Here is a 21,050-nt window from a genome sequence, read left to right on the forward strand (position 1 = left end):
GCGGAAAGCTAGATCTCCTTCAGGCGCGCGTTATGGGCTCCGCGTAAGCCCAACATCCATCAAAAGTGAGTCAGAGCCAAACTTCCACGCCGATCTACAGTCAAGAGCTAACGCGCCGCACAGCTGCGCACCGTCTACGTAAAGCAAGGCGCCGAAATGACTAGCGACTTCACGCAAAGCGGCTATGTCCACCCGATAGCCGGAGGCGGACTGAACCGCAGAGACCGCGATCAGGCGGGTGTGCTCATCCGCCGCTACCGCAAACTGATCGGCCTTGACGGCTCCGTTTTGGAATGGAAGCAACCGGATCTCGAAGCCCTGCGACCTCAATTGCAGAAACGGGAAAAGTGCAGACGTATATTCTTGAGCCCCTATAACGATGTTGCCACGTCTAGGACCTACGGACCTTTCCGGCTGGGTATCTTGTCAAGGCCTTTGGGTGTGATCGCAGTTCTCGGTGGCGTCTTCATCGTCGGGGTCGGACTACAGCCTTCAACCGCCATCCTGATCGGCGACTTTATAGGCATTCTCGTTCTACTGTTGGGTGGTTGGTTCGGCTTCGATAAGCGGCGTTTCCCTGGGCCGCCGACGACTGATTCCGCGATCCGTGATCGTCAGCATGAAATCATGCGCGAAGAGGAGGCAATCAGCGGCGCATAAAATCGCGCGGCGGATCATGCGATGTGTGATGGCCCGTTAAGGGCTGATCAAGGGCCTTGCAGGACGGGTGCCGAGGATCATGCCAAGCGGAGCGGCTGGGTAGTTCAATGAACTGAGACCACAATCGCTCCAGCTACCCAGCGTGTGGCGCCGTCCCGGAAACAGTCGGCGCTGTCGCGACCTCCGACGATCCGTTGGTGTACGATCGTCGGAGGGCCCGGGATGTTCGCGCTCAGGGGGCCGCGTCGCCCCGTTGATCTCCGCGCTGACCAGCAGGACGCGGCGGCTCAGGCACGGGTAAAGCGCTGCGCCGTGTCGTTTGGCGACTCTGTTTTAACGGTTTGCAACCGCCCTCGTCGCCACGAGCGGCGATCCCCTTACCGAGTTGCCACTCTTCGCGTTTCGGCGCCTTCTTGCACGACAAGAATCGCGGGGTGCCGGTGCCGGTATCCTGCACAAAAACGTCGAGAAGCGGAGGAGCATCCATGTGTCATCTATTCAAAACCCAGGATCCACAAACCTATCGGGCCGAGACCAAGCCGATCCGCCTTCATGGCCATTTGACCTCGATACGCCTCGAGAGCGCCTTCTGGTCGATCCTCAGAGAGATCGCCGAGCATGAGGGGCTGAGCCTCGCACAATTCCTAACGATCCTTCACGACGAGGTCCTGGAGCGGCACGGCAAGGTGGCTAACTTCGCCTCCTATCTCAGGGTCACCTGCCTGAAATACCTGAGGAATCTGGAGCTGTACGACGCCCAGGTCCTTGGGAGTAAAAGAATCCACGAAATGGTGGCCAGTACATAGCCGGATACTACCTAGGCGCCTGGCCGTGCGTTTAGGCTCGGCTTCATGAGAGTTGAGTCGCCTGGTAGCCTGCCATTCCGCCGCGCAGCCGCCCGTAAGGCCAGAGCCCGCGCGGGCGTCTTGAGCGCGGCCGGCTTGGCAGCCGCGCTGGCGCTATCTCCGTCCGACGCACGCGCGCAGATGGATCTGCCGACCATGGCCCCGACCACGCCGAATGGCGCGACCCTATTCCGCAATCAATGTGCCGCCTGTCATACCATCGCGCAGGGCGCGCCACCAGGCCAAGGTCCCAACCTGTTTGGCGTCGTCGGGCGTAAGGCAGGCAGCAACAAGGGCTTCGCCTACTCGCCGGGCTTCGCTAAGGCGGATTTTGTGTGGGATGAGCCGCATCTCGATGCTTGGCTGACCAATCCCCAGGCTGTCATCCCCAACGCGATCATGATGTACAGCCAGGCCAAGCCTGCCGTCCGACATGCGATCATCGTCTATCTTGAAACACAAAAGTAAGCGAGGAGCGCGGCAGTGGCACGGATGATTCATTCTATGATCCGCGTTCGCGACGAAACGGCCTCCGTGGCCTTCTACGCGAAGGCACTGGGACTGCGCGTCGCCAACCGTTACCCCTTCGATGGCTTCACCTTGATCTACCTACGCAACGACGAACAGACCTTCGAGCTTGAACTCACGGTCAACGCCGACCGGACGGAGCCCTACCAGCTGGGAGATGGCTATGGCCATCTTGCCGTCTCGGTCGAGGATGTCGAGGCGGAACACGCGCGCATGGTGAGCGAGGGTCTGTCGCCCCAGCCGCTCAAGACCATGCCTCTCGAAGGTGTTGAATTCGCGCGGTTCTTTTTCGTCGCGGACGGGGACGGGTACAAGATCGAGGTTCTGCAAAGGGGCGGGCGCTTCGAATAGGCGCCCCTCGCAAGACCGGGCGAGGATCAACGTGCCGCGCCGCTGCAAAGACGGCGGGCGGAAAGGCCAGGGGAAGTCCAATGAGACAAGTCGAGAAGCGGCTGCAAATTGATCGTCGTCTGTTCCTGCGCGGTGCCGCCTCGGCGGTGCCCGCTGCCGCAGTCTTGGCGGCGGGTGTGGGAACGGCGGGGGCTGCCTGGGCGGATGATGCGAAGGCGCTGAAACAGGCGACACTCGTCACCCTCGCCCATATGGCGCGGGACATTTACCCGCATGACCAAATCCCTGACCGCTTCTACGTCGCGGCCGTCACCCCTTTCGATGCGAAGGCCCAGGCCGACGATGCGATGCGGCTCATGTATGAGGACGGTGTCGCCCGTCTCAACGGCGACGCGCAGGACCGCTTCAAGACAGCCTATATCGACGTGCCCGAAGAGAGCGACCGGGTTGTGTTGCTGACCGGGATCGAGCTTACGCCATTCTTTGGCCATGTCCGGGGTGGTTTGGTCGTGTCGCTCTACAACCAGCCTGAAATCTGGCACCGCTTTGGCTACGAGGGATCCTCGTCCGAATTCGGTGGTTACCTCCATCGCGGCTTCAACGACATCGACTGGCTGCCGGCCGTTTGACGTGCGGGCGACCCGATTTCAAGCACAGCGATAGTCAAGGCATACAATCATGGCATTCGACCTCAACGACGGCAGCGTCGTCGTCATCATCGGCTCAGGCTCGGGTGGCGGAACTCTGGGCAACGAGCTTGCGCAAAAGGGCGTCAAGGTCGTCATTCTCGAGGCGGGATCGCGGATCGAGATTCCCGATTTCGTCAACAACGAATGGGACGCCTTTACGCAACTCGCGTGGAAAGACATGCGGACAACGTCGGGCAACTGGCGCGTGGCGCAGGATTTTCCCAACCTTCCCGCTTGGATCGTGAAAGCGGTCGGCGGCACCAGCGTCCATTGGGCGGGCGCGTCCCTGCGCTTCCGGGATGACGAGTTCCGCGCGAAGTCGACTTATGGCGGGCTGCAGGGCGCCAATCTTCTCGACTGGCCGATTACTTTGCAGGACCTGGAACCCTATTACGCGCGCGCCGAGGACAAGATGGGCGTGACGCGGACCAATGGCATCCCTGGTCTTCCAGGTAACAACAACTACAAGGTGATGGAGGCCGGGGCTCGCGCGGTCGGCTACAAGGATGTCAGCACCGGGCGGATGGCGATCAACAGCCAGCCGCGCCATGGTCGTGGCGCCTGCCAGCAGATCGGCTTCTGCTTCGAAGGCTGCAAATCCGGCGCAAAATGGTCGACCCTCTATACGGAAATCCCGGCTGCCGAGAAGACCGGCAACATCGAAGTGCGCCCGGACAGCATGGTGCTGCAGGTGGAGCACGACGCCAGCGGCAAGGCCTCCGGAGTGGTCTACGCTGATGCCAATGGCACTCACCATCGCCAGAAGGCGAGGGTGGTCGCGATCGCGGGCAATTCGCTGGAGACGCCGCGCCTGCTGCTGAACAGCGCCACGGCGATGTTCCCGGATGGCTTGGCCAATTCCTCCGGCCAGGTCGGCCGCAACTACATGCGGCACACGACGGGCAGTGTTTACGGCATCTTCGACAAGCCAGTGCATATGTATCGTGGCACAACGATGGCCGGAATCATCCGCGACGAGCAGCGAAACGATCCCTCACGCGGCTTCTTCGGAGGGTACGAGATGGAGACGATCTCGCTGGGTGTTCCCTTCGCGGCCGCTTTCTACAATCCCGGTGCCTGGGGTCGCGGCTTTACCTCGCTGATGGATGATTATCCGAACACGGCCGGCATTTGGATTGTCGGCGAGGACATGCCTCAGGAGACCAATCGCGTGACACTGGACGGAACCGCCAAGGACAAGTTCGGACTACCCGTGGCTAGCGTGCACTACGACGACCATCCCAACGACGCCGCAATGCGTGAGCACGGCTTTAAACAGGGGAGCAGTGTCTACGAGGCAGTGGGCGCCACCCGCGTTTTGCGGACGCCTCCCTATCCATCCACTCACAACCTCGGCACGAGCCGCATGAGTGCTCGGGCGCGTGACGGCGTTGTCAATAAATGGGGTCAGACCCACGATATTCCCAATCTCTTCGTCTCGGATGGCAGCCAGTTCACCAGCAGCGCTGGGTGCAACCCGACGCTGACCATCGTTACCCTGGCCATCCGCCAGGCCGACCATATTGCCGACAGCATGAGCAAGAACGAGATCTGAAATCTTGATCCCGGCTTGATGCCACAAGACGCTGATTGGCTGCGGCAAAAGTGCCCTGCCGTCAGCGCCTTGGGCATGGTTGTCGGTCAACACAGCGCAAGGGCGATAGTGCCGAAGGGATTTTCCGCGGCGCCGAAACGCGCGGCGGGGGAGGGCGGTGGGCGAAGCAGTCTTGGCCAAATGCCGCCGCGATGCGATCGTGAACTGTCCGCAGGCGGTCAAGCGCCGCGGCCTCCGGCCTCACCGACGCCGCCGCATCAACGGGATAGCGTCGGGCGGTGTTAGCGGCGGCGTAGATCCGGCCATATTCGGCGGCGAGGCGCTTCAGGTTTGAGCATGACGGAGATGTTTCCGCGCAGATTGGCATGACAGAAGTCGAGCGTTGGCGCGTGCGGATTCGAGTTGGGTCTGGAACTCATCCTGGATGTGGAGCCTGTATCGGAATCAGGTCTGGTCTCGAGACTTTCGATCAGTTCGATGAGGCAGGGGCGATCCGGGCGGCAAGGATTGGAGATCTCGATCTAGTCAAGTTGTAAGCTGGCTCGGTAGCTGGTCGTCACGAGGTTGGTGCCCGGCGCTGACGCGCGCGCTGATCGGCACGTTCGGTGGCTTCCTTGAGGCGGCAAGAGTCGCCGTCGATGGCGATGATTTCTGCGTTGTGCACGAGGCGATCGACCAGGGAGACGATGCAGGCGGCGCCTGGGAAGACCTCGTGCCAGTCGGAGAACGGTCGGTTGGTGGTGACCAGGGTGCTCTTTGTCTCGTATCGCCGGTTGATCAGTTCGAACAGCATATCGGCGTGGCGGTTGGAATAGGAGAGATAGCCAACCTCGTCGATGACTAGAAGCGCTGGAGCGGCATAGTGGCCGAGGCGACGTCGAAGGGCGGAGGCGCTGTCGATCGCCGCCAGATCCCCGAGCAACTGGCCGGCACTGGTGAACAGGACAGTGTGGCCCTGCAGGACCGCCTGGTGGGCGATGTTGCGCGCGATCGTGGACTTGCCGACGCCGTTTGGACCGACGACGACAGCGTTGCCTGCGTCCTTGAAGAAGTCGAGGCCCATGAGGGCGTCGATGGCGGCGCGATCGAATCGCGTGGGCCATATCCAATCGAAGTCGGCGAGAGGTTTAAACCGGCCGATCCTGGCGTCCTTGAGACGCCGTTCGAGGCTGCGACGAGCCCGTTCGCTCTCCTCCCAGTCGAGCAGACTAGCCGCCCAGCCGGCGTCGCGAGCCTCGGCCCAGTGGGCAAGAAGGCCATAGAGGCGCAGGCGCTCTGCCCGCTGGCGCAGGTCCTCATTCGTCGGCATCGGTCTGCTCCTTGAGCTTGTCGTAGGGGGCGAGACGAGCGGGACGGACCGGTTGGTCCTTGTCCAGCACGTGCTTAGGCAGGTGCGTGGGGATTAGGGGTGGCCGTCGCCGGCGCTCGCGTCGCTTCTCGAGGCCCAGGAGAATGGAGTTGGGATGAGGCGCGGGCCCGTCGAGCTTGAGCACCTCGATGATAGCAGCCTCGAGTTCGCGGGCGCCCGTAACGTTGGAGGAGCCGGTTCAGTCCAGCGACGGTGCTCTGCAGGGAGTGGCCGTTCTGGGCCGCGCGCAGGAGGAGCTCGGCGCTGGCGGGGGCGGCGTGGACAAGGCGGTCGGTGACGCTGGCGCTTCCTTCCTGCCCGGCGCTTTTGATCGCGCAGCGCCTGGATATGGGCGGGGTCCTCGATCTGGGCGCCATTGTCGTAGCTGCGCAGATGGCGGGCGATCACGGCGACGCCGTCGAGGATGCGGATCTCCGCAGTGTCGGCAAGAAGGGTCAATTGGCGACGAACATGGGTGTGGGGAACGGAGTAGTCGTTCCGATCGAACCGGGCATAAGGCGTCTTACCGATGGCGACCGCCGTGGGTGTTGCCAGGGGGAACGGGGTGTCCGGGAGCGCCAATCGTGGTTGCTCCAGAGCGAAGGCCTCACGCACGCTCATTTCCTCGCCGGGACAGCGCCGATCGGCCGCTTGCCCCTCGCACCAGTTCATGGCCTGGGTGTTGAGATCGTCGATGTCCGCGAAGGAGCGCCCTGCAAAAAAGTTGTCGCGGATGTAGCGGATGGCCCGCTCCACCCGGCCCTTCTCGTTGCCCCGGCCCACGCCCACAGGACGTGGGTCGAACCGGTAATGACCGGCGAAGGCTAGAAGGGTGGGATTGAACCGGATCGCCGCGCCCTGTCGCTCGAGAACGGCACTTTTAAGATTATCGTAGAGCACTACCCGCGGAACTGCACCGAAGGTCTCGAACGCCCGGGCGTGGCCGGTGAGGAACGCGTCCATACGTGCGTCCAGGAAGAACCGCAGGAAGACCCGGCGCGAGTAGCTCAGCACCATCACGAAGGCCATCAGGGGCCGCCTGGCGCGCCCGATCTCGAGGCGGCCGAAGTGGCCCCAGTCCACCTGGGCCTCCTCTCCGGGAAGGGTGTGAAGGCGCAGGTAGGCCTCGACCTTCGGCCTGGGGCGATGGCGGGCGATCATGTGGCGGAAGTGGTCACGATTGCCGCGATACCCGCGCTCGTAGACCATGTCGTAGAGCCTGGCCGCGGTCAGGGTGGGGAATGTCTCGAGTGTCTTCAGGATGAACGCGAGGTAGGGGTCGATGCGCATCGGCCGCGGCGGCCGCCCGGGTGCGGGAATGCCCGACTGGGACAGGACGCGGGCCACGACGTCGCGATGGACGCCGATCTGACGGGCGATCGTGCTGCGCCGCCACTTCTCCACATGATGGTGGGCGTGTAGCTCAGCGGAGATGACCATCAGCGTTCTCGCGGCGGGTGGAACCGGACGGCTCGACGGCGGCGCAGGTGATCCCGCCGCACGAACGGCGAGCACGCCCGGCTACACCAGTGGCAGCAGCGCCCGAAGATCGCATCGGCCCGCTGCACGGGGAACGGCGCGCTGTTCAGGATCACTGCTCCGACGTCAGGAGGGATTTGCTCCTGCGCCGCCGCCAAGACCACGGGCACACGAGCATCGGACGGCGGGGTAGGTGAACCCTGGTGCGTCACGATCTTCTGTCGGGCGCGATATCGCCCGCTCCGCGCAGCGTGATTGAAGCGCCCGTTGCGGCTGCGCTGATAGCGGCGCCCCGTCTCACGACGTCGCGTCCTGCGGGCTTGGTCGCGACAGTCTCCGGCGCAGTAGACCTGGCCCCGGTCGCAGTGGCTGCAGATCAGGACTTGCTGGCGGCAGAGGGCGCAGAGGAAGAACCGGCCGCTGGCACCGTCGGTGACTTCCCGCACGTCCGCGACGCAGCCATCAACCCGTGGACGCGATCCGCGTCCGGCGCCATTATGCCCCTGCAATCGTGCTCCCGCACGGTGTAGGGCGCGGCGCCGAGTTAACTGCCAGGTTTGGTCGGCGCCGCGCCTGGTCCAATGATGCGGAACTGTAGCGCTGGTGACGCAGCTCCGTCAGCGCTCGAGCGTCACCCTAAAGATCTCCTGCGGTTGACCCGACGGGACCACGGGAAAGCTCCGCTCCGAGAACCGGCCTTCTATGACTATCAGGAAAACTAAACCTGAAGCGCCTCGCCGCCGAATATGGCCGGATCTACGCCGCCGCTAACATGGAGGATTGCATAGCGGTCATCGAAGCGGCGACGGCTCGGCGTGACCGCCTGGAAGGCCACATCAAAGCGGCGCTGGCAGACTGGTCGCTCGGCACGGTCGTGCTCGCCTTGCAAGCGCTGCGTGGCATGGCTCTGGTGGCGGCCGCGACCGTCGTAGCCGAGCTCGGCGATATCACCCGCTTTTCCAATCCTCCAATCCTCGACAACTCATGGCGTATCTAGGTTTGGTGCCGTCCGAGCACTCCAGTGGCACCAAGCGCCGTTTAGGGAGCATCACAAAAGCCGGGAACGGCGCGGCCCGGAGGATGCTGGTCGAGGCCGCGTGGACTTACCGCTTCCCGGCCCGGATCAGTCGAGATCTGTTGCTCCAGCAGGAGGGAGTGGCAAAAGCAGTTTGCGACACGGCCTGGAAAGCCCAAAAACATCTACAGCCGGAGGTTATCCGACGCTGGTTGCTAGACAGAGGACGCTCCGCGACGCATCACCGGTCCGGCGGTAAACAACCCGCGTATCAGAGCATGATCAACCGTCGTTTCTTGATCGTGTCTCCTGCCTTGCCTAGCCGCGGCTACGGTGAACAGACCGCAGACGGTCATAGGAATCTGACGCCTGCAGCTTGAAGAGGCGAACATGAGAGGTGTTTAGTCCCGCATTGTGATGGTGTATCTTATGACCGTCTGCAGAGGGACGAGCTATGGGCCAGGTGCTCCACGGCTGCGCCAGGACGACGCACGCAGTCCGAGCTGAACTGGATTGCGGGCACTTCACTTGGGAAGATGCCGCGAGAGAATATGGTGAACTGACGTCTGCCTGGATAAAGATGGATATGCTAGGGCTTAAATTCAGCCCGGCGACGAAGGATTGGACATCGTCAGGGCAAATCATCCGGCTTCCATCCGCCGAAAAACGGGGTGTTCCGTGATCTTGGAGTATTGGGCCACTACCTCCGGGATCTCCTTGGGACGATCGACGCCGGAATCAGGCTGGGATGGCTCTCCAGCGATTCATCCGTTTGGATTCAAATGGTGTCGCTAATCGGACCGCCTTGCTCTGAGTTCGGCGGAAATAGACAATGGGGGTGGGACCAAAAGGAGGCCCAAGCTCCAACCGAAATAGAACCGGACATCGGGCCAAAAGGGCGTTGGCTCGTACAAGTCTAGATGCCCAATATGAAAGAGCGCCAGAGCCGCTCTGATAGCCAGGGTGAAGGCTAACCAGCCCATTGCCAAAAATGCGACTACCCAGGCGCAGCGAGCGAGGGCGTGGCGCCTCGGCTCCTTTGACACCTGAAAATGACCTAGCCCATAAATCAGCAAACACGGAATGAATGTTGTAATAATTTCCCACTGTGACCAATGGAAGAGCGCACCAGCAAGAAGCGGCGAGGCGACGGCGACAATAGCCGTAAAAGGCGCGAGCCACCTGACATGTAGACTTATCCACGCGAGCGTGGCGGCAAACGGGACGAAGGACCAGGCAAGGGTGAGTCTCACTCCGGCTGCGAGCCCCGAAACCTGGCCGGCATGCTCAATATGCGGCTCGGCAAGATAGGCGGCTATCGCGTCGTGTAAACAGACAGAAGCGAGCGCAAATGCAATGCCAAGGATCGCTTGGTAAACGATGTTACCGCTGCTGCGCGCGCCAAAATCCTCATGCGGACCGTGACGACCAAGCATGCGGAGGCGGTGCATGACGGGTTCGACAAAAAAGGCAAGGATCAAGCCCATCAGCAGGCCCGAGAGGAGTTCAGTCAGGGTGACGCGGTGAACACTAATAACGAAGCCTCGCCATATGAGCTCCGGAGCGACAGCGCCTATCGCAACCCAAATAGACGAGGCGAGGGCGGAAGCTCCCGCGGACAGCGCGGAAGCAACGCGAGGCGCTTTCGATCGAAAAAATCGCAAGGACATGTGCGCGACGTCTCGTGATGCGGAACAGCCTATCCGCCACACTTGAACAGGGCAAGCGTCTCCGTCTTAGCAGCACATCTCAGATGTAGCGCAGCGTTATGAACATCCCTGCATCAAGATGATAGAGCAAATGGCAATGAAATGCCCAGTGGCCGGGATTGTTGGCGTCGAAGGCTACGGTTACGCGGCTGTTCGGTGGGACGAGCACGGTATCGCGAACTGCCCCTGAGAGGCGGACGCCGTCGATCTCCACGACCTGGAACTCATGCCCGTGCAGGTGCATCGGGTGTGACATGCCGGTTTGATTCTGCAGCACCAGTTCGACGCGTTCGCCTTCAACGACCGACAATGGCGGGACCCTCGGGTTCCAGACCACGTTATTAATCGACCAGATGTAGCCTGCCATTTCGCCAGTCAGGTTGATCAGATGGGTCCGGTCAGCCTTCCGCACAGACAAAGGTGCCGCGGCGCGCAACCTATGTTCAAGATTCAGATTCAATGGCGTTGAGGACTTTGACGCCATATTTGAAACCCGCGTAATCGCGGCATTGCCCGCCGCGAGAACGATGCCCGTCCGACGCCGGTCGCCCTCCAGAACAGCCAGCAGTGGGTAGATATGAGACCCTTTGGGAAGCTGTAGCCTGATATCGAGCCGCTGCGCTACGGCAATAGGGAAACGACGGCCTGTCACAGGCTGGATAGCGAACCCATCGACAGCCACCAGGCTCCCGACCAACGCCCCAGTATCAATGTGATAGGCGCTCATCGCCGAGCTGTTAATGATGCGCAGCAGGATTCGCCCGCCGGGTTCAACCGTGACAACCTCGGGATCTTCCAGCGTGCGGTCGTTGGCTAGGAAGGCATCATATTTGACATCATTGAGATCGAGCGCGTTTGCGGCTGGAGTACCAGAGGAGTCCATACCCGCCATGCCTGGCGTCGCAGGTGCCATGTTTACCATGCCCTGTTTCTTCCTCAGGTCCGCGAAGATCTGCGCCGGCGGGGTGAAGCTAAAATCTGCCAGCATGACTACGATTTCTTGCTGGTCTGTCTGATCGCGTGCGTCCTTGATGATCAAGGGAGCTGCGGCTAAAAGCTGCTCTTGCAGTCCTTCGTGGCTATGCATCCAAAAAGTACCGCCAAAGCGTAGGGGGAAATCGAATTCACCGCTCTCGCCTGCTCTGATCGGCGGTCCAGAAATGCCCGGAACGCCATCCTGTCGCCAAGGGGGCGTCATGCCGTGCCAGTGGATCAGCGTCGGCTCGTCGAGATGGTTTTCCAGGCGGACTCGGAACGAAGTTCCAGCCGCAGTCGTCAGTCCGAAAGTGCCATCGGGCTGACGTATGCCGAGCACTACGGCCGGTCTTCTATTCACCTCGATAGTGCGGCGTTCTACCCGCAGCACTGTGGTGGCCGCGCTTGGTTGTGCCATCGCACCCGTAGGGAGGCTGCCAGCCGCAGCCAATGCACCCAAAAGAATGCTGCGACGTGATGGCATCGCGAAGCTCCCCTTACCACCAAATTAACGTTATCCCGCACCAAACCTATCGCATTTGTCGGTCGCTTTCTAGTTGTTGAGGTCGCCGTCATGGCGATCCGAGGGCGCCATTCTAATTACTGTGCATCCGGGTCCGTTGTTGCCGCTCGCCACCTTATTCGAGCAAAAACCCATGGCCACTCTCGGATATGTCGAGAAATTCATTTAAGTGTCGTCGGGTATAGTCTCGCTCGCTAGCGTGAACCTTGCGGCAGTCGGTTGGTTCAGCTTTCTCATCCCGACAGATCTGTCACCATTAGAGAGAGGCCAAGCAGCTCGCCGATCTCGTCACACGCTGGAGTGACGATGAGCAGGCCTCTGCGTTTACTAGGTCGCAGGGTCCAGACGCGCGGCAGGATGATCTCTCCTCGGCGGGCGTGTTCAAGGTTGGCACGCAGGTGGGAGGCCACGTCGGCATCGATTTCAGGGATCGTAAGGCCAACAATAGTCCCAGCGTCCTGTCCCATCATGGCGGCGAAATAGGGATTGGCACTCAGGATTCGCAAGTCGTGGCTCACGAAGCAGAGGCCCAAAGGTGCGGCATAGACGGCATCGAGCTGAGCGAGGCGCTGGCTGATGGACAGCCCGCGCGGCGGTGGATCGTAAGGCGCGGTGCCCCGCTCATGCAGAATGGCGGGAATTTCTTTCATAGAGACTGGACGGCCGAAGAGCCAGCCCTGTCCGAAGCTGCAGCCGAGGCGAATGAGGATGGCAGCCTGCGCCACGGTCTCGACGCCCTCCGCCACGACTGGAACGCCAAGGTTCTGGCCCAGACCGATCACGGCACTCACGATCTTCCGGCTGTCACGCGAACGCTCCATAGAACCCACGAAGCTGGCATCGATCTTGATCTTGTCGAAGGGGAGTGCCTGAAGGCGGCTCAGGCTCGAATAGCCGGTGCCGAAATCATCGAGAAGGATGCGCACGCCTTTGGCGCGCAATATGTCGATAGTTGCGCGTGCGGCGGCTAGGTCACCGATGACGGCGGTTTCAGTGATCTCGATCTGAGTGCGGGCGAGGGGGAAGCGAGCATCGCGCACGGCGTCCTCCAATAGGCTCGGCATCTCGCCATCCTGGAAGTGCAGGGGGGAGATGTTGAAGGCCAGGCGGAACAAGCCTGGCCATTCCCGCGCGGCGGAGCAAGCCTCCCGAATCAGGTGGCTGGTGAGAGGGGCGATGAGGCCACGCTTTTCCACGATCGGGATGAAGACAGCTGGCGGGATGATCCCCAGCGTCTCGTCTGTCCAGCGCGCAAGCACCTCGAAGCTCGAAACCGCACCGCCATTCAGATGCACAATCGGCTGGAGAACCGGATGGACAGAACCGCGGCGCAGAGCCAGGTCGAATGCGGAGGCAATAAGAGACTCGTTCTGGAGCGGAGACGATGCCGGCACCATACCATCTCCTCGGTCAGGTCAGGACTTTATGCGCCAATCTATCGCCGATTGCGAAAGCCGCGATCGATGGAACTAGCGTTCGTCAGGACAATTGCTCTGACGAAGCGGCGCGCCTGTAGGCCCGTTGATTCGTGTGCAAAGCCAATGGTTTGCGCTTTTGTGCGGCACTGAGATTTCCCCCGAGTGCCTCAAGGCGTCGGAAAATCTTGTTCAGGACCAAACAGAGTGATCAGCGGGTAGGCTGGCGTCGTCCCCTTGGAGAGCGTTGTTCATCCTGCCTTTCCGGCCATGTTCTTCAGACAGTCACGGAGTGATCGAAGAAACCCTGGACCCGGCTCGACCTGGTTCTGCATCATCGGGGTAGAGCGTCCGTGATCGTAGATTCCGGTCAGGGAACGATCCAGAAAGGTCCCGATGAAGGCTGACACAGCGATCACGAGGGCGATGGGATAAGAAGGGAAGGATGATGTATGTGGACAGGACCGGTTTGTAGATGAGCGAATTCGAGCCAGTCGTCCCGCTTCCACCGGATATCGCCAAACAGCCAGAGCGGCCTAAGCTCATCGATATCATGGGGCCCGGGCTCATCACCGGAGCCTCGGACGACGATCCGAGCGGCATTGCCACGTATTCCCAGGCGGGCGCCCAGTTTGGGTACCAACTCGGCTGGACGCTCCTGCTCACCTATCCCCTGATGTGCGCCATCCAGCAGATCAGCGCAGAGATCGGGCGCGTCACTGGGCGCGGCCTCGCAGGCAACCTGCGTCGTCATTATCCTCGATCGCTACTGTACGGGATCGTGGCGCTCCTGATCATCGCCAACGCGATCAATATCGGGGCCGACCTCGGAGCCATGGCAGCAGCCCTGAAGCTGCTCATCGATGGCCCATTGCTTCTTTATGTGGCCATGTTTGCGGCCGTTACCGTGTTGCTGGAGACGTTCCTCCGCTACTCGCGCTACGTGTCCGTACTGAAATGGTTGACGCTGTCGCTATTCGCTTATGTCGGCACTGTCTTCGTCGTGGGGGTGCCTTGGGGAACGGTCGCTTGGCAAATGGTGATCCCGCACATCACCTTTTCCGCTGATTATGTGACTGTTGTCGTGGCGATGTTTGGCACCACCATCAGCCCATATTTGTTCTTCTGGCAGGCCAGCGAGGAGGTCGAGGATGTGGCCGAGCAGCCAGAGGCAAGACCGCTTCTGGACGCACCCGGACAGGCGCCAGAGGCGATGAGGCGTATTCGCATCGACACATATATCGGTATGGGGTTCTCCAACCTTGTCGCCTTGTTCATCGTACTCACCGCCGCAGCGACACTGCACGCGCACGGGCATACCGATATTCAGACGTCATCGCAGGCGGCCGAGGCCCTTCGGCCACTCGCCGGTCGTTTTGCCTTCACGATTTTCGCACTCGGTATCATCGGCACCGGACTTCTCGCACTGCCGGTGCTCGCAGGCTCAGCTGCATTTGCCGTCGGTGAGGCATTGCAGTGGCCCGTCGGGTTAGCGCGCCGTCCTTTGAAGGCGAAGGCGTTCTACGGCACCATCGCAACCGCCACGATCGTCGGGGCGCTGCTCAACTTCTCCAGCCTCGATCCGGTAAAGGCCCTGTTTTGGAGTGCGGTGCTGAACGGCGTGGTGGCTGTGCCGGTTATGGTGATGATGCTCCTGATGGCGATCCGGCGCGATGTCATGGGGCAATTCACCATCGGCCCGGTGCTGAAGGTGCTTGGTTGGCTGGCCACGGCGGCAATGGCGGCGGCGGCGGTTGGAATGTTCGCGACATGGGGAAGCTAAGCGGGGCGCGATAGGCAGACACCTTATTCTCTCGGCTCTGCCTTGATAGCCAGTTCTAGTAGCCGACGAATCGCCTCAGGCCGTGTCATCCTTTCGGGTTGTCGCAAGATCCAAAAATCCAGCGCCGTGAGAGGCTCCTCATGTAGCCGCACCCCAATAAGCGTTCCTTTGCCGTGTGGAACAGAGCCTCGCTTTCTTGCGGTGGGTGGTTTTGGGGGCGTCATTTCAGCCTGATAACAAGATTACCCGTGACCGCCAAGGCGCCTCAGTCTGCTCAGAACGGAGCACACCCATGCGTCGCAGGAAAAGACAGGAGCGGGGGACGAGACTTCTTTCGCGGGCGGCGGCCTGCCGGCGACGGGAGATTGCGGAGCGGCGCCGGTTGGTCGAAGCTCTATGCCCCCCTCAAAATAGCGCAGTATCATGGACGAAACGACTCGGCTGAAACATAGGCCGCTGGGAAACCCGACCGCCGTAGCTGAGCGCTCGAACTCGCCGGTCGACGCCGTGCCGGCGGCTGTAGGCACCGCGCGATTGCTCCCGGCGGCGTGCCATCGCTGCTACGCAACCGAGCGCACCCAGAGGAGCGCGGTCTCTCCATCGACTGCTTCGGCTTCCATCATTCATGCTCCGACTTCCAGTCATCGGCCAGTCGGTCCAGCGCCGCCTGCGTAGTCGCGAGCCACCGACTGCGCGGATGCCGCTTCAGCATCAGGCCTATGAGCATCGGGAACTGCTGACCTGCACATCGACGCGCGAAACGGCCGTAAGGGTCCCGCGCCGACGCCTGGTCGATATCACCGCCCCCAGACGAGTGCCGCCCCGACGCCTCGCCGTAGTGGCTACGCGCGACGTTGCGCGCCCGGTTGCGACGAACGAACCTCTCCAGCAATTTGTGCGCCGCGTCGTGCTGGCAATCCGATGGCGGTGCGGAACGATTCATGCGGCCGGTTATGTGTTCGTCCTGATGTCGAACGTGGTCGGTTCGCTCGCGCCCGATCGCGGTCGATCCAGTCGCGACCGGTTCCGGTTTGCTTGGGCGAGCCCTCGTAGCGGGACCGCGCACGCTGTGGTCGATGTTAGGATCGCTTGACACCAACAAGCGCAGCATCTCACCCGCCCCCGGATGGCGGAACTTGCCATCTTTTGTATCCAACGCTGCCCAATGGTAAACGGCGTTAGCCCCGCTCTCGCTTTCGTAGAACGTTAAAATTCCGTCGCGTGAACACACCCAAAATCCTTGTTCGAGCAGGCGCTGGTTCGTTATTCTCTGCCTGAGGTCTTGCATAGCCAGTCAGAGCCGGGCTCAAGGTCGAAATGCCAGCGCCCGCCAATCGAGACGAGCCTGCGTCCCACGACCGTTCGCCCGATCCCTAAACTGAGGGTGCTCGTTGAACGGATGGTACCATCTAGACGACTACGTGCTCCACCAGCTCCGGAACGCTCTCGCGGCGGATCGAGCGAGGGCTTATTATATGCGAATATGCGTCGGCGCTGGGCAGGGCTCGATCGATTCGATTCACGCGGGCCGGCAAGTCGTTCTGCAGGCGACTCGAATGGAGGGTAAAATGCGGTGCACACCAGCTTGCAGCCGGCTTTCCCCGCTGACATGTAACCCCTGCAGCGCTGCCGACGCGCGCTGCAGATGTTTCCTCCCTAAACTTGGCGGCGCTCTCCGGGCGTCGTCTTTTGTTAGGACTAGGATGAGGTCATAGCTGCGCGGGGATGCAAGCGTCCATGCAAGAATGCCGCACGACCTTCATATCCGGAGGACTGGTCGTGCCCGAGCCCAGGAAACCTCCCGATGTCTACTCCTGGCATGAGGCTGAAGGCTCGGACGATGAGGCGCCCGCCGAAGAATGAGTGTTGCATCCCTCGCGACGGTCGGTCGCGAGTTGTCTAGGCCCTTAGGACGAGCCGCTTAATGAGCATCGCGAAGGCTGTCATCGTGAACGGTTTCGCGAGAACCGGCGCCCCGGCATGTCGGGTCTCTGCGACAGCCTGGGCGCCATGAGCGCTCATGAAAGCAAATGGAACCTGCTTCTCTGCGAGCGCGTCGGCTATTGTCAGGCTGCGTTCACCCTTCAACTCCAAATCGAGCAATCCCGCGTGGATTTCCGTGGTCTTCTCGATAGCGCTCATCGCTTCTGTTACGCTTATCGCGGGGCCGATCACGTCGTACCCAAGATCTCCGAGCATATCCTCGATGAGCATCGAAACGAGCATCTCGTCCTCCACCACTAATATCCGGGGGCGACCGTTTGATGCTAAAGCGAAGGTCTCTAAGCGAGCGGCTTCGGGAGAGCGGGCGACCCCCGCCTTCACGCGCCGCTCGCAATCGGGCCAAGGAGACGCGCGAACTCGCGCTTTACAACGGTGCGGCATTCACAGGCCGCAGCCTCCAGTCCCCGTCTGTCGATTAACCTAATCTTGCCCTGTTCGTAGCGGATGAAGCCGGCCTTTTGGAGTGCCCCAGCTGCTACAGTGATGCCAGCACGACGCACGCCGAGCATCGTGGCTAAAAACTCGTGAGTCATCGGCAGTTCGTCGCCATCGATACGGTCATGCGCTTCCAACAACCAGCGGGCAAGACGTTGCTCAAGCAGGTGCCGCCCATTGCATGCGGCGGTCATAGTAACTTGCATATGGAAAGCCATCGCATACCGGAGCATGAGCTTCCGCAATGGTGGTTTCTCGGTTAGCGCCTGTTGAAAGACATCCGCGTCCAGCCGGAGGGCGATCCCCTCGGCCTGCACGACAGCCTCCAGCGGTGAAGAGTCGGCTTCAAGGACAACTGACACTCCTACCATCCCTTCACGTCCGATCATGCCCACCTCGGCCACGTCGCCGTCCTCAAGAGTCGCGAGCATGGATGCATACCCGAACTCGGGGAAGAGAACCGCGGTGATTGGTTCGTTCGGCGTGTGCAGGGTTGCACGAAAGGGCAGCTCGATCCGACGAAAATACGGTAACAGTGAATTTAAAATGTCGGGTGGAAGGGATGCCATCAGCTCATTGCGAATACTACTCTGCTCGACCACGTCCACGTAACACTCCCAATTTTGACAGGCGAGAATGCTTAATCATTCTTCCTCGATCACCGCCCGCAGTCGAGTGGGTTTCTGGATACGCCGTAGTTGAAGCGAATGGTGTGCGTTTCCGTACAAGTTGGACTAGCGACCCTCCCTTGAGGGCCTGCGCGCGGCGGCCTGCGCGTCGATTAGAGTCTCAAACTCGCTAGCGTGATTTGTAACTCGCTCCGCAGGTCCCTGATTATAAACGTGACGCTGATGCCTCCGTTTAGAGGCGAGGAGCACGGCGTAGGGGCACTTCATGTTTTACTGGTGGAAGACGAACTTTATATCCGCCTTGCAGCAAGTTTCCTTCGTGGCGAAGGGTAGGAGATCGTCGAGGCTGGAACAGGCGACGACGCAGCCATACTACTGCCGGACCAGGATGGTTTCGATTGTCAGCTTGGTTGAGCTCTGGGAGGAGCATCTCGCCTGCTTGGGGCAGCACGAGGTCCATGGTGTGACCACGCTGCTGTGCTCGAGCGTGGCGACTTAAGCGGGCTGCGCAGGTCTCTAATAAAAAAATGAGGCTGATGCCTCCGCTTAGAGGTGAGGATGGCGGCGCAGCAGATCGAAGCCAGGTAGCAGGCAAGACAGCATGCCGAGGGCCAGAGTATCGAGCTTGAGCGCGTCAACGTCATCCTTATCGCATTCGATAACCGTCCGGCCCGGCCACCGTAGCGTGACCCACATGAGCAGACCGCGACTCATGGCGAAACCGCCAACATGGGCGCGAACACCACATCTTTATAGTCGCCGAGACTACCCTGATGACGATGTCACCGGGCGGAAGTTACTGCTCGACATAGGCGTGGAAAAGCTCACCATCGCTGCCAGTACGCCGCTGTTGCGCAAGCCTGCGACGAAGGTGGTAGGCTTCCAATCAGACGATCCGCGATCGGGCTGGTTCTCTAACCGGTGGCGCCGGAAGAAGAGCTTTAGCGTGCCTGCCGGACCGGTGCTCGCGAGCACCGAGCGACTGGCGCCGGTCTCGTTTGTTGCGCGAGACGTTTGTCGAGGAGCTGATCGATTAAGGCAGCCTGCGCTCCTGCTCATCGTTTTAAACGTAGCCGCATGGCCCTGGGCGATGATCGTGTTTCGCGATCACACCGTGTTGCTCGGCACGGCGCTCCTTGCCTATGGCTTCGGCCTACGCCATGCGGTGGACGCCGACCATATTGCGGCGATTGATAACGTCACTCGAAAGCTGATGCAGGCGGGCCAGCGCCCGGTCAGCGTCGGCCTCTACTTTGCTCTGGGTCATGCCACCGTGGTGGTACTAGCCTCCGCCGCTATCGCCGGGGCCGCGACCGCCTTCACTCGCCACTTCGACCGCTTCCAAGGTCTGGGCGGCATCATTGGAACGCTTGTTTCGACAATCTTTCTCTTCTCGATCGCGGCGATGAACTTAGTCGTGCTCCACGCCGTCTGGCGCAGCTTTCGCCATCTGCGTTGCGGCGGCAGCTATGTGGCCGAGGATTCCGATCTTCTTCTCAACAGGCGCGGCCTCCTCGCGCGGCTGTTGCGTCCGCTCTTCAGCATTATCACCCGAAGTTGGCACATGTGGCCGCTCGGCTTCCTCTTCGGGCTGGGCTTTGACACTGCGACCGAGGTCGGCCTGCTCGGAATCTCCGCGACCCAGGCTGCGAAGAGGTTGGTCGATCATGGTGTTTCCGACGCTTTTCGCGGCCGGAATGTCCTCATCGACACGACCGACGGCATCGTCATGCTCCGGACTTACGACTGGGCTTTCGTGAAGCGACTGCGCAAACTTTATTACAACCTCACCATCACCGACGTGTCTGTGCTGACAGCTGTTGCGGTCGGCAGCATCGAGGCGCTGAGGCAGATCGGCAACCAACTCAGCCTGCGCGGTTGGTTCTGGGATGGCGTCGGCGCATTAAACGATCGATTCGGGATGATCGGCTACATCATTGTTAGCATCTTCGTCGCGGGTTGGCTTGGCTCGGCAGTGATCTATCACCTGCGCGGCTGCGACAGCGCTGCACCTTAATGCTTAAACCGATATCTCAGCATGTTCGCACCCTGCTCCAGCCCAACGACCAGCTGACCAGGTCGTATGTCCCGGCCAGAGGCTAAGCATGTGAGAAATCCACGTCCGACGCCGGAGACCCAGCAGCGCGAGCCGCTCAGGATAGTGAGTGGCGAGGCGGGTGCTCGTTCGTTATCCATTCGACTGCCCATTTGCCTGGGGGATGCTGGCGCGTAAGAAATGAAGGTTGCGGCCGAGGGATGAACGTACCAGCGGATGCTAGGTAGTCTGAACGCCGATCAGATAGGCGAGTGAGCGGCCCCCGAATACCCATCGAATTAGTGCATCTCGAGACGCACCCGGGACTCCAGCCCCAGCTGGTCTCGCGATATGCGGTGGCCCTTCGACGCCCGAGCAATGTCACGCTCAAGGGACTTCGGGAACTTATGTGGTTAGCTTTCCGGTTAGGCACGCGAGTCCCAGCCCATGACGCACCCAGCCCGTGCTAAACCCTAGCGACTGAGTGGTTGGATGTGTGCGGGATGGACCTATGGGGAGCGTCGCAGCCTTCGAGATCATATTGCGCGGATCCGCCCGCAGCGGTCAAGGTTTGTGAAGAACCGCTGGCTTGCATCCGCCAGCAGCACCACCGAATTGCCGGTTGATTCAAAGGGGGGTCGAGATGTCCAAAACGCGTTCTATATTGACCGCCTCCGTGGTGCTAGCCGGGGCTTTGGGTGGCGTTGTCCTGGCTACGGGGCACGCGTTGTCGGCGGAGGGGATCACAGAAGTTGCAACCTTCAGACACCAGGTGACGGGAGTGACTGTGACGACGGACGGCCGTATTTTCGTAAATTTCCCGCGATGGACGGATGATGCCCCCATTTCGGTCGCTGAGCTTCTGCCCGGCGGCGAGCTGCGTCCGTATCCGGATGAGACCTGGAACAGCTGGAGAAACGCGACCGCTACCGAAATGTCGGTTGAAGATCACTTCGTGTGCGTCCAGTCAGTGGTCGCCGATCAGCATGGTGCGCTTTGGGTTCTCGATCCGGCGGCGCCGGGCAACGAGAAGATCCTGCCCGGCGGCCCGAAGCTCGTCCGGATCGATCTC

Annotated in this window: 18 protein-coding genes and 2 pseudogenes; 10 read left to right on the plus strand and 10 right to left on the minus strand. The window is 61.0% G+C overall.

Annotated features, from left to right (window positions below; all coding sequences use genetic code 11):
* Nucleotides 1–30: 30 nt before the first annotated feature.
* A complete protein-coding gene (locus tag GSQ92_RS31805; RefSeq protein WP_371418574.1) occupies nucleotides 31–330 on the minus strand; it encodes an aminotransferase class V-fold PLP-dependent enzyme in 300 nt (99 codons plus the stop codon).
* Nucleotides 331–441: 111 nt separating this feature from the next.
* Between GSQ92_RS31805 and GSQ92_RS31810 the strand changes: the two genes are divergently transcribed.
* The 6 genes from GSQ92_RS31810 (at nucleotide 442) to GSQ92_RS21930 (ending at nucleotide 4,628) form a co-directional block, all read left to right on the plus strand.
* Nucleotides 442–660 carry a hypothetical protein gene (locus GSQ92_RS31810; RefSeq protein WP_371418576.1) on the plus strand — a complete coding sequence of 73 codons (219 nt, stop codon included), beginning with the start codon at nucleotides 442–444 and terminating at the stop codon, nucleotides 658–660.
* A gap of 485 nt (nucleotides 661–1,145) precedes the next feature.
* The gene (locus GSQ92_RS21910; RefSeq protein ID WP_158804994.1) at nucleotides 1,146–1,466 is read left to right on the plus strand and encodes a ribbon-helix-helix domain-containing protein; all 321 of its coding nucleotides are present in this window, start codon (nucleotides 1,146–1,148) and stop codon (nucleotides 1,464–1,466) included.
* A gap of 135 nt (nucleotides 1,467–1,601) precedes the next feature.
* Nucleotides 1,602–1,973 carry a cytochrome c family protein gene (locus tag GSQ92_RS21915; RefSeq protein ID WP_216856893.1) on the plus strand — a complete coding sequence of 124 codons (372 nt, stop codon included), beginning with the start codon at nucleotides 1,602–1,604 and terminating at the stop codon, nucleotides 1,971–1,973.
* 15 nt (nucleotides 1,974–1,988) lie between these two features.
* The gene (locus tag GSQ92_RS21920) at nucleotides 1,989–2,384 is read left to right on the plus strand and encodes a VOC family protein (protein WP_158804992.1); all 396 of its coding nucleotides are present in this window, start codon (nucleotides 1,989–1,991) and stop codon (nucleotides 2,382–2,384) included.
* 80 nt (nucleotides 2,385–2,464) lie between these two features.
* Complete coding sequence (locus tag GSQ92_RS21925) at nucleotides 2,465–3,013, plus strand: gluconate 2-dehydrogenase subunit 3 family protein (RefSeq protein ID WP_158804991.1); 549 nt, start codon at nucleotides 2,465–2,467, stop codon at nucleotides 3,011–3,013.
* Between the two features lie 49 nt (nucleotides 3,014–3,062).
* Nucleotides 3,063–4,628: a GMC family oxidoreductase gene (locus tag GSQ92_RS21930; RefSeq protein WP_216856894.1), complete on the plus strand. Its 1,566-nt coding sequence runs from the start codon at nucleotides 3,063–3,065 to the stop codon at nucleotides 4,626–4,628.
* 556 nt (nucleotides 4,629–5,184) lie between these two features.
* Here GSQ92_RS21930 and GSQ92_RS21935 read toward each other — a convergent pair.
* Together GSQ92_RS21935 and istA are read right to left on the minus strand one after the other, a co-directional pair.
* Nucleotides 5,185–5,937: an ATP-binding protein gene (locus GSQ92_RS21935; RefSeq protein WP_159013959.1), complete on the minus strand. Its 753-nt coding sequence runs from the start codon at nucleotides 5,935–5,937 to the stop codon at nucleotides 5,185–5,187.
* A gap of 93 nt (nucleotides 5,938–6,030) precedes the next feature.
* Nucleotides 6,031–7,416: an IS21 family transposase gene (gene istA / locus GSQ92_RS21940; RefSeq protein ID WP_216856895.1), complete on the minus strand. Its 1,386-nt coding sequence runs from the start codon at nucleotides 7,414–7,416 to the stop codon at nucleotides 6,031–6,033.
* An 811-nt stretch (nucleotides 7,417–8,227) separates the two neighbouring features.
* On the opposite strand from istA, the pseudogene GSQ92_RS31815 reads away from it, so the two are divergent.
* Nucleotides 8,228–8,658: pseudogene (locus tag GSQ92_RS31815) on the plus strand (transposase); the annotation flags it as partial.
* A 603-nt stretch (nucleotides 8,659–9,261) separates the two neighbouring features.
* Here GSQ92_RS31815 and GSQ92_RS21950 read toward each other — a convergent pair.
* From GSQ92_RS21950 to GSQ92_RS21960, 3 genes are all read right to left on the minus strand, one after another.
* Nucleotides 9,262–10,140, minus strand: a complete 879-nt coding sequence (locus tag GSQ92_RS21950) for a hypothetical protein (protein WP_159013960.1) — start codon at nucleotides 10,138–10,140, stop codon at nucleotides 9,262–9,264.
* 79 nt (nucleotides 10,141–10,219) lie between these two features.
* Nucleotides 10,220–11,638 (minus strand): multicopper oxidase family protein, encoded by a 1,419-nt coding sequence (locus GSQ92_RS21955; RefSeq protein WP_159013961.1) that lies wholly within the window; start codon nucleotides 11,636–11,638, stop codon nucleotides 10,220–10,222.
* Nucleotides 11,639–11,910: 272 nt separating this feature from the next.
* The gene (locus tag GSQ92_RS21960) at nucleotides 11,911–13,074 is read right to left on the minus strand and encodes an EAL domain-containing protein (protein ID WP_159013962.1); all 1,164 of its coding nucleotides are present in this window, start codon (nucleotides 13,072–13,074) and stop codon (nucleotides 11,911–11,913) included.
* Nucleotides 13,075–13,567: 493 nt separating this feature from the next.
* Here GSQ92_RS21960 and GSQ92_RS21965 point away from each other — a divergent pair, with 493 nt between their 5' ends.
* Nucleotides 13,568–14,875, plus strand: a complete 1,308-nt coding sequence (locus tag GSQ92_RS21965; protein WP_159013963.1) for an NRAMP family divalent metal transporter — start codon at nucleotides 13,568–13,570, stop codon at nucleotides 14,873–14,875.
* A 619-nt stretch (nucleotides 14,876–15,494) separates the two neighbouring features.
* Here GSQ92_RS21965 and GSQ92_RS21970 read toward each other — a convergent pair.
* The 4 genes from GSQ92_RS21970 to GSQ92_RS21985 all read right to left on the minus strand — a co-directional run bounded on the left by GSQ92_RS21970 (nucleotide 15,495) and on the right by GSQ92_RS21985 (nucleotide 18,657).
* Nucleotides 15,495–16,163 (minus strand): hypothetical protein, encoded by a 669-nt coding sequence (locus GSQ92_RS21970; RefSeq protein ID WP_159013964.1) that lies wholly within the window; start codon nucleotides 16,161–16,163, stop codon nucleotides 15,495–15,497.
* Between the two features lie 611 nt (nucleotides 16,164–16,774).
* Complete coding sequence (locus GSQ92_RS21975; RefSeq protein ID WP_254066659.1) at nucleotides 16,775–17,200, minus strand: response regulator; 426 nt, start codon at nucleotides 17,198–17,200, stop codon at nucleotides 16,775–16,777.
* Entirely contained in the window at nucleotides 17,197–17,922 is a 726-nt protein-coding gene (locus GSQ92_RS21980) for a Crp/Fnr family transcriptional regulator (protein WP_254066660.1), read from the minus strand. The genes GSQ92_RS21975 and GSQ92_RS21980 overlap by 4 nt, the downstream gene beginning before the upstream one ends.
* Nucleotides 17,923–18,489: 567 nt before the next feature.
* Nucleotides 18,490–18,657, minus strand: coding sequence for a hypothetical protein (locus GSQ92_RS21985; RefSeq protein WP_159013966.1), 168 nt, complete (start codon nucleotides 18,655–18,657; stop codon nucleotides 18,490–18,492).
* Between the two features lie 376 nt (nucleotides 18,658–19,033).
* On the opposite strand from GSQ92_RS21985, the gene GSQ92_RS21990 reads away from it, so the two are divergent.
* A complete protein-coding gene (locus GSQ92_RS21990; protein ID WP_159013967.1) occupies nucleotides 19,034–19,960 on the plus strand; it encodes a HoxN/HupN/NixA family nickel/cobalt transporter in 927 nt (308 codons plus the stop codon).
* A 661-nt stretch (nucleotides 19,961–20,621) separates the two neighbouring features.
* A pseudogene (locus GSQ92_RS21995) lies at nucleotides 20,622–21,050 on the plus strand (hypothetical protein); the annotation flags it as partial.

It is taken from the genome of Acidisoma sp. S159 (assembly GCF_009766125.1).
Lineage (GTDB): Bacteria > Pseudomonadota > Alphaproteobacteria > Acetobacterales > Acetobacteraceae > Acidisoma.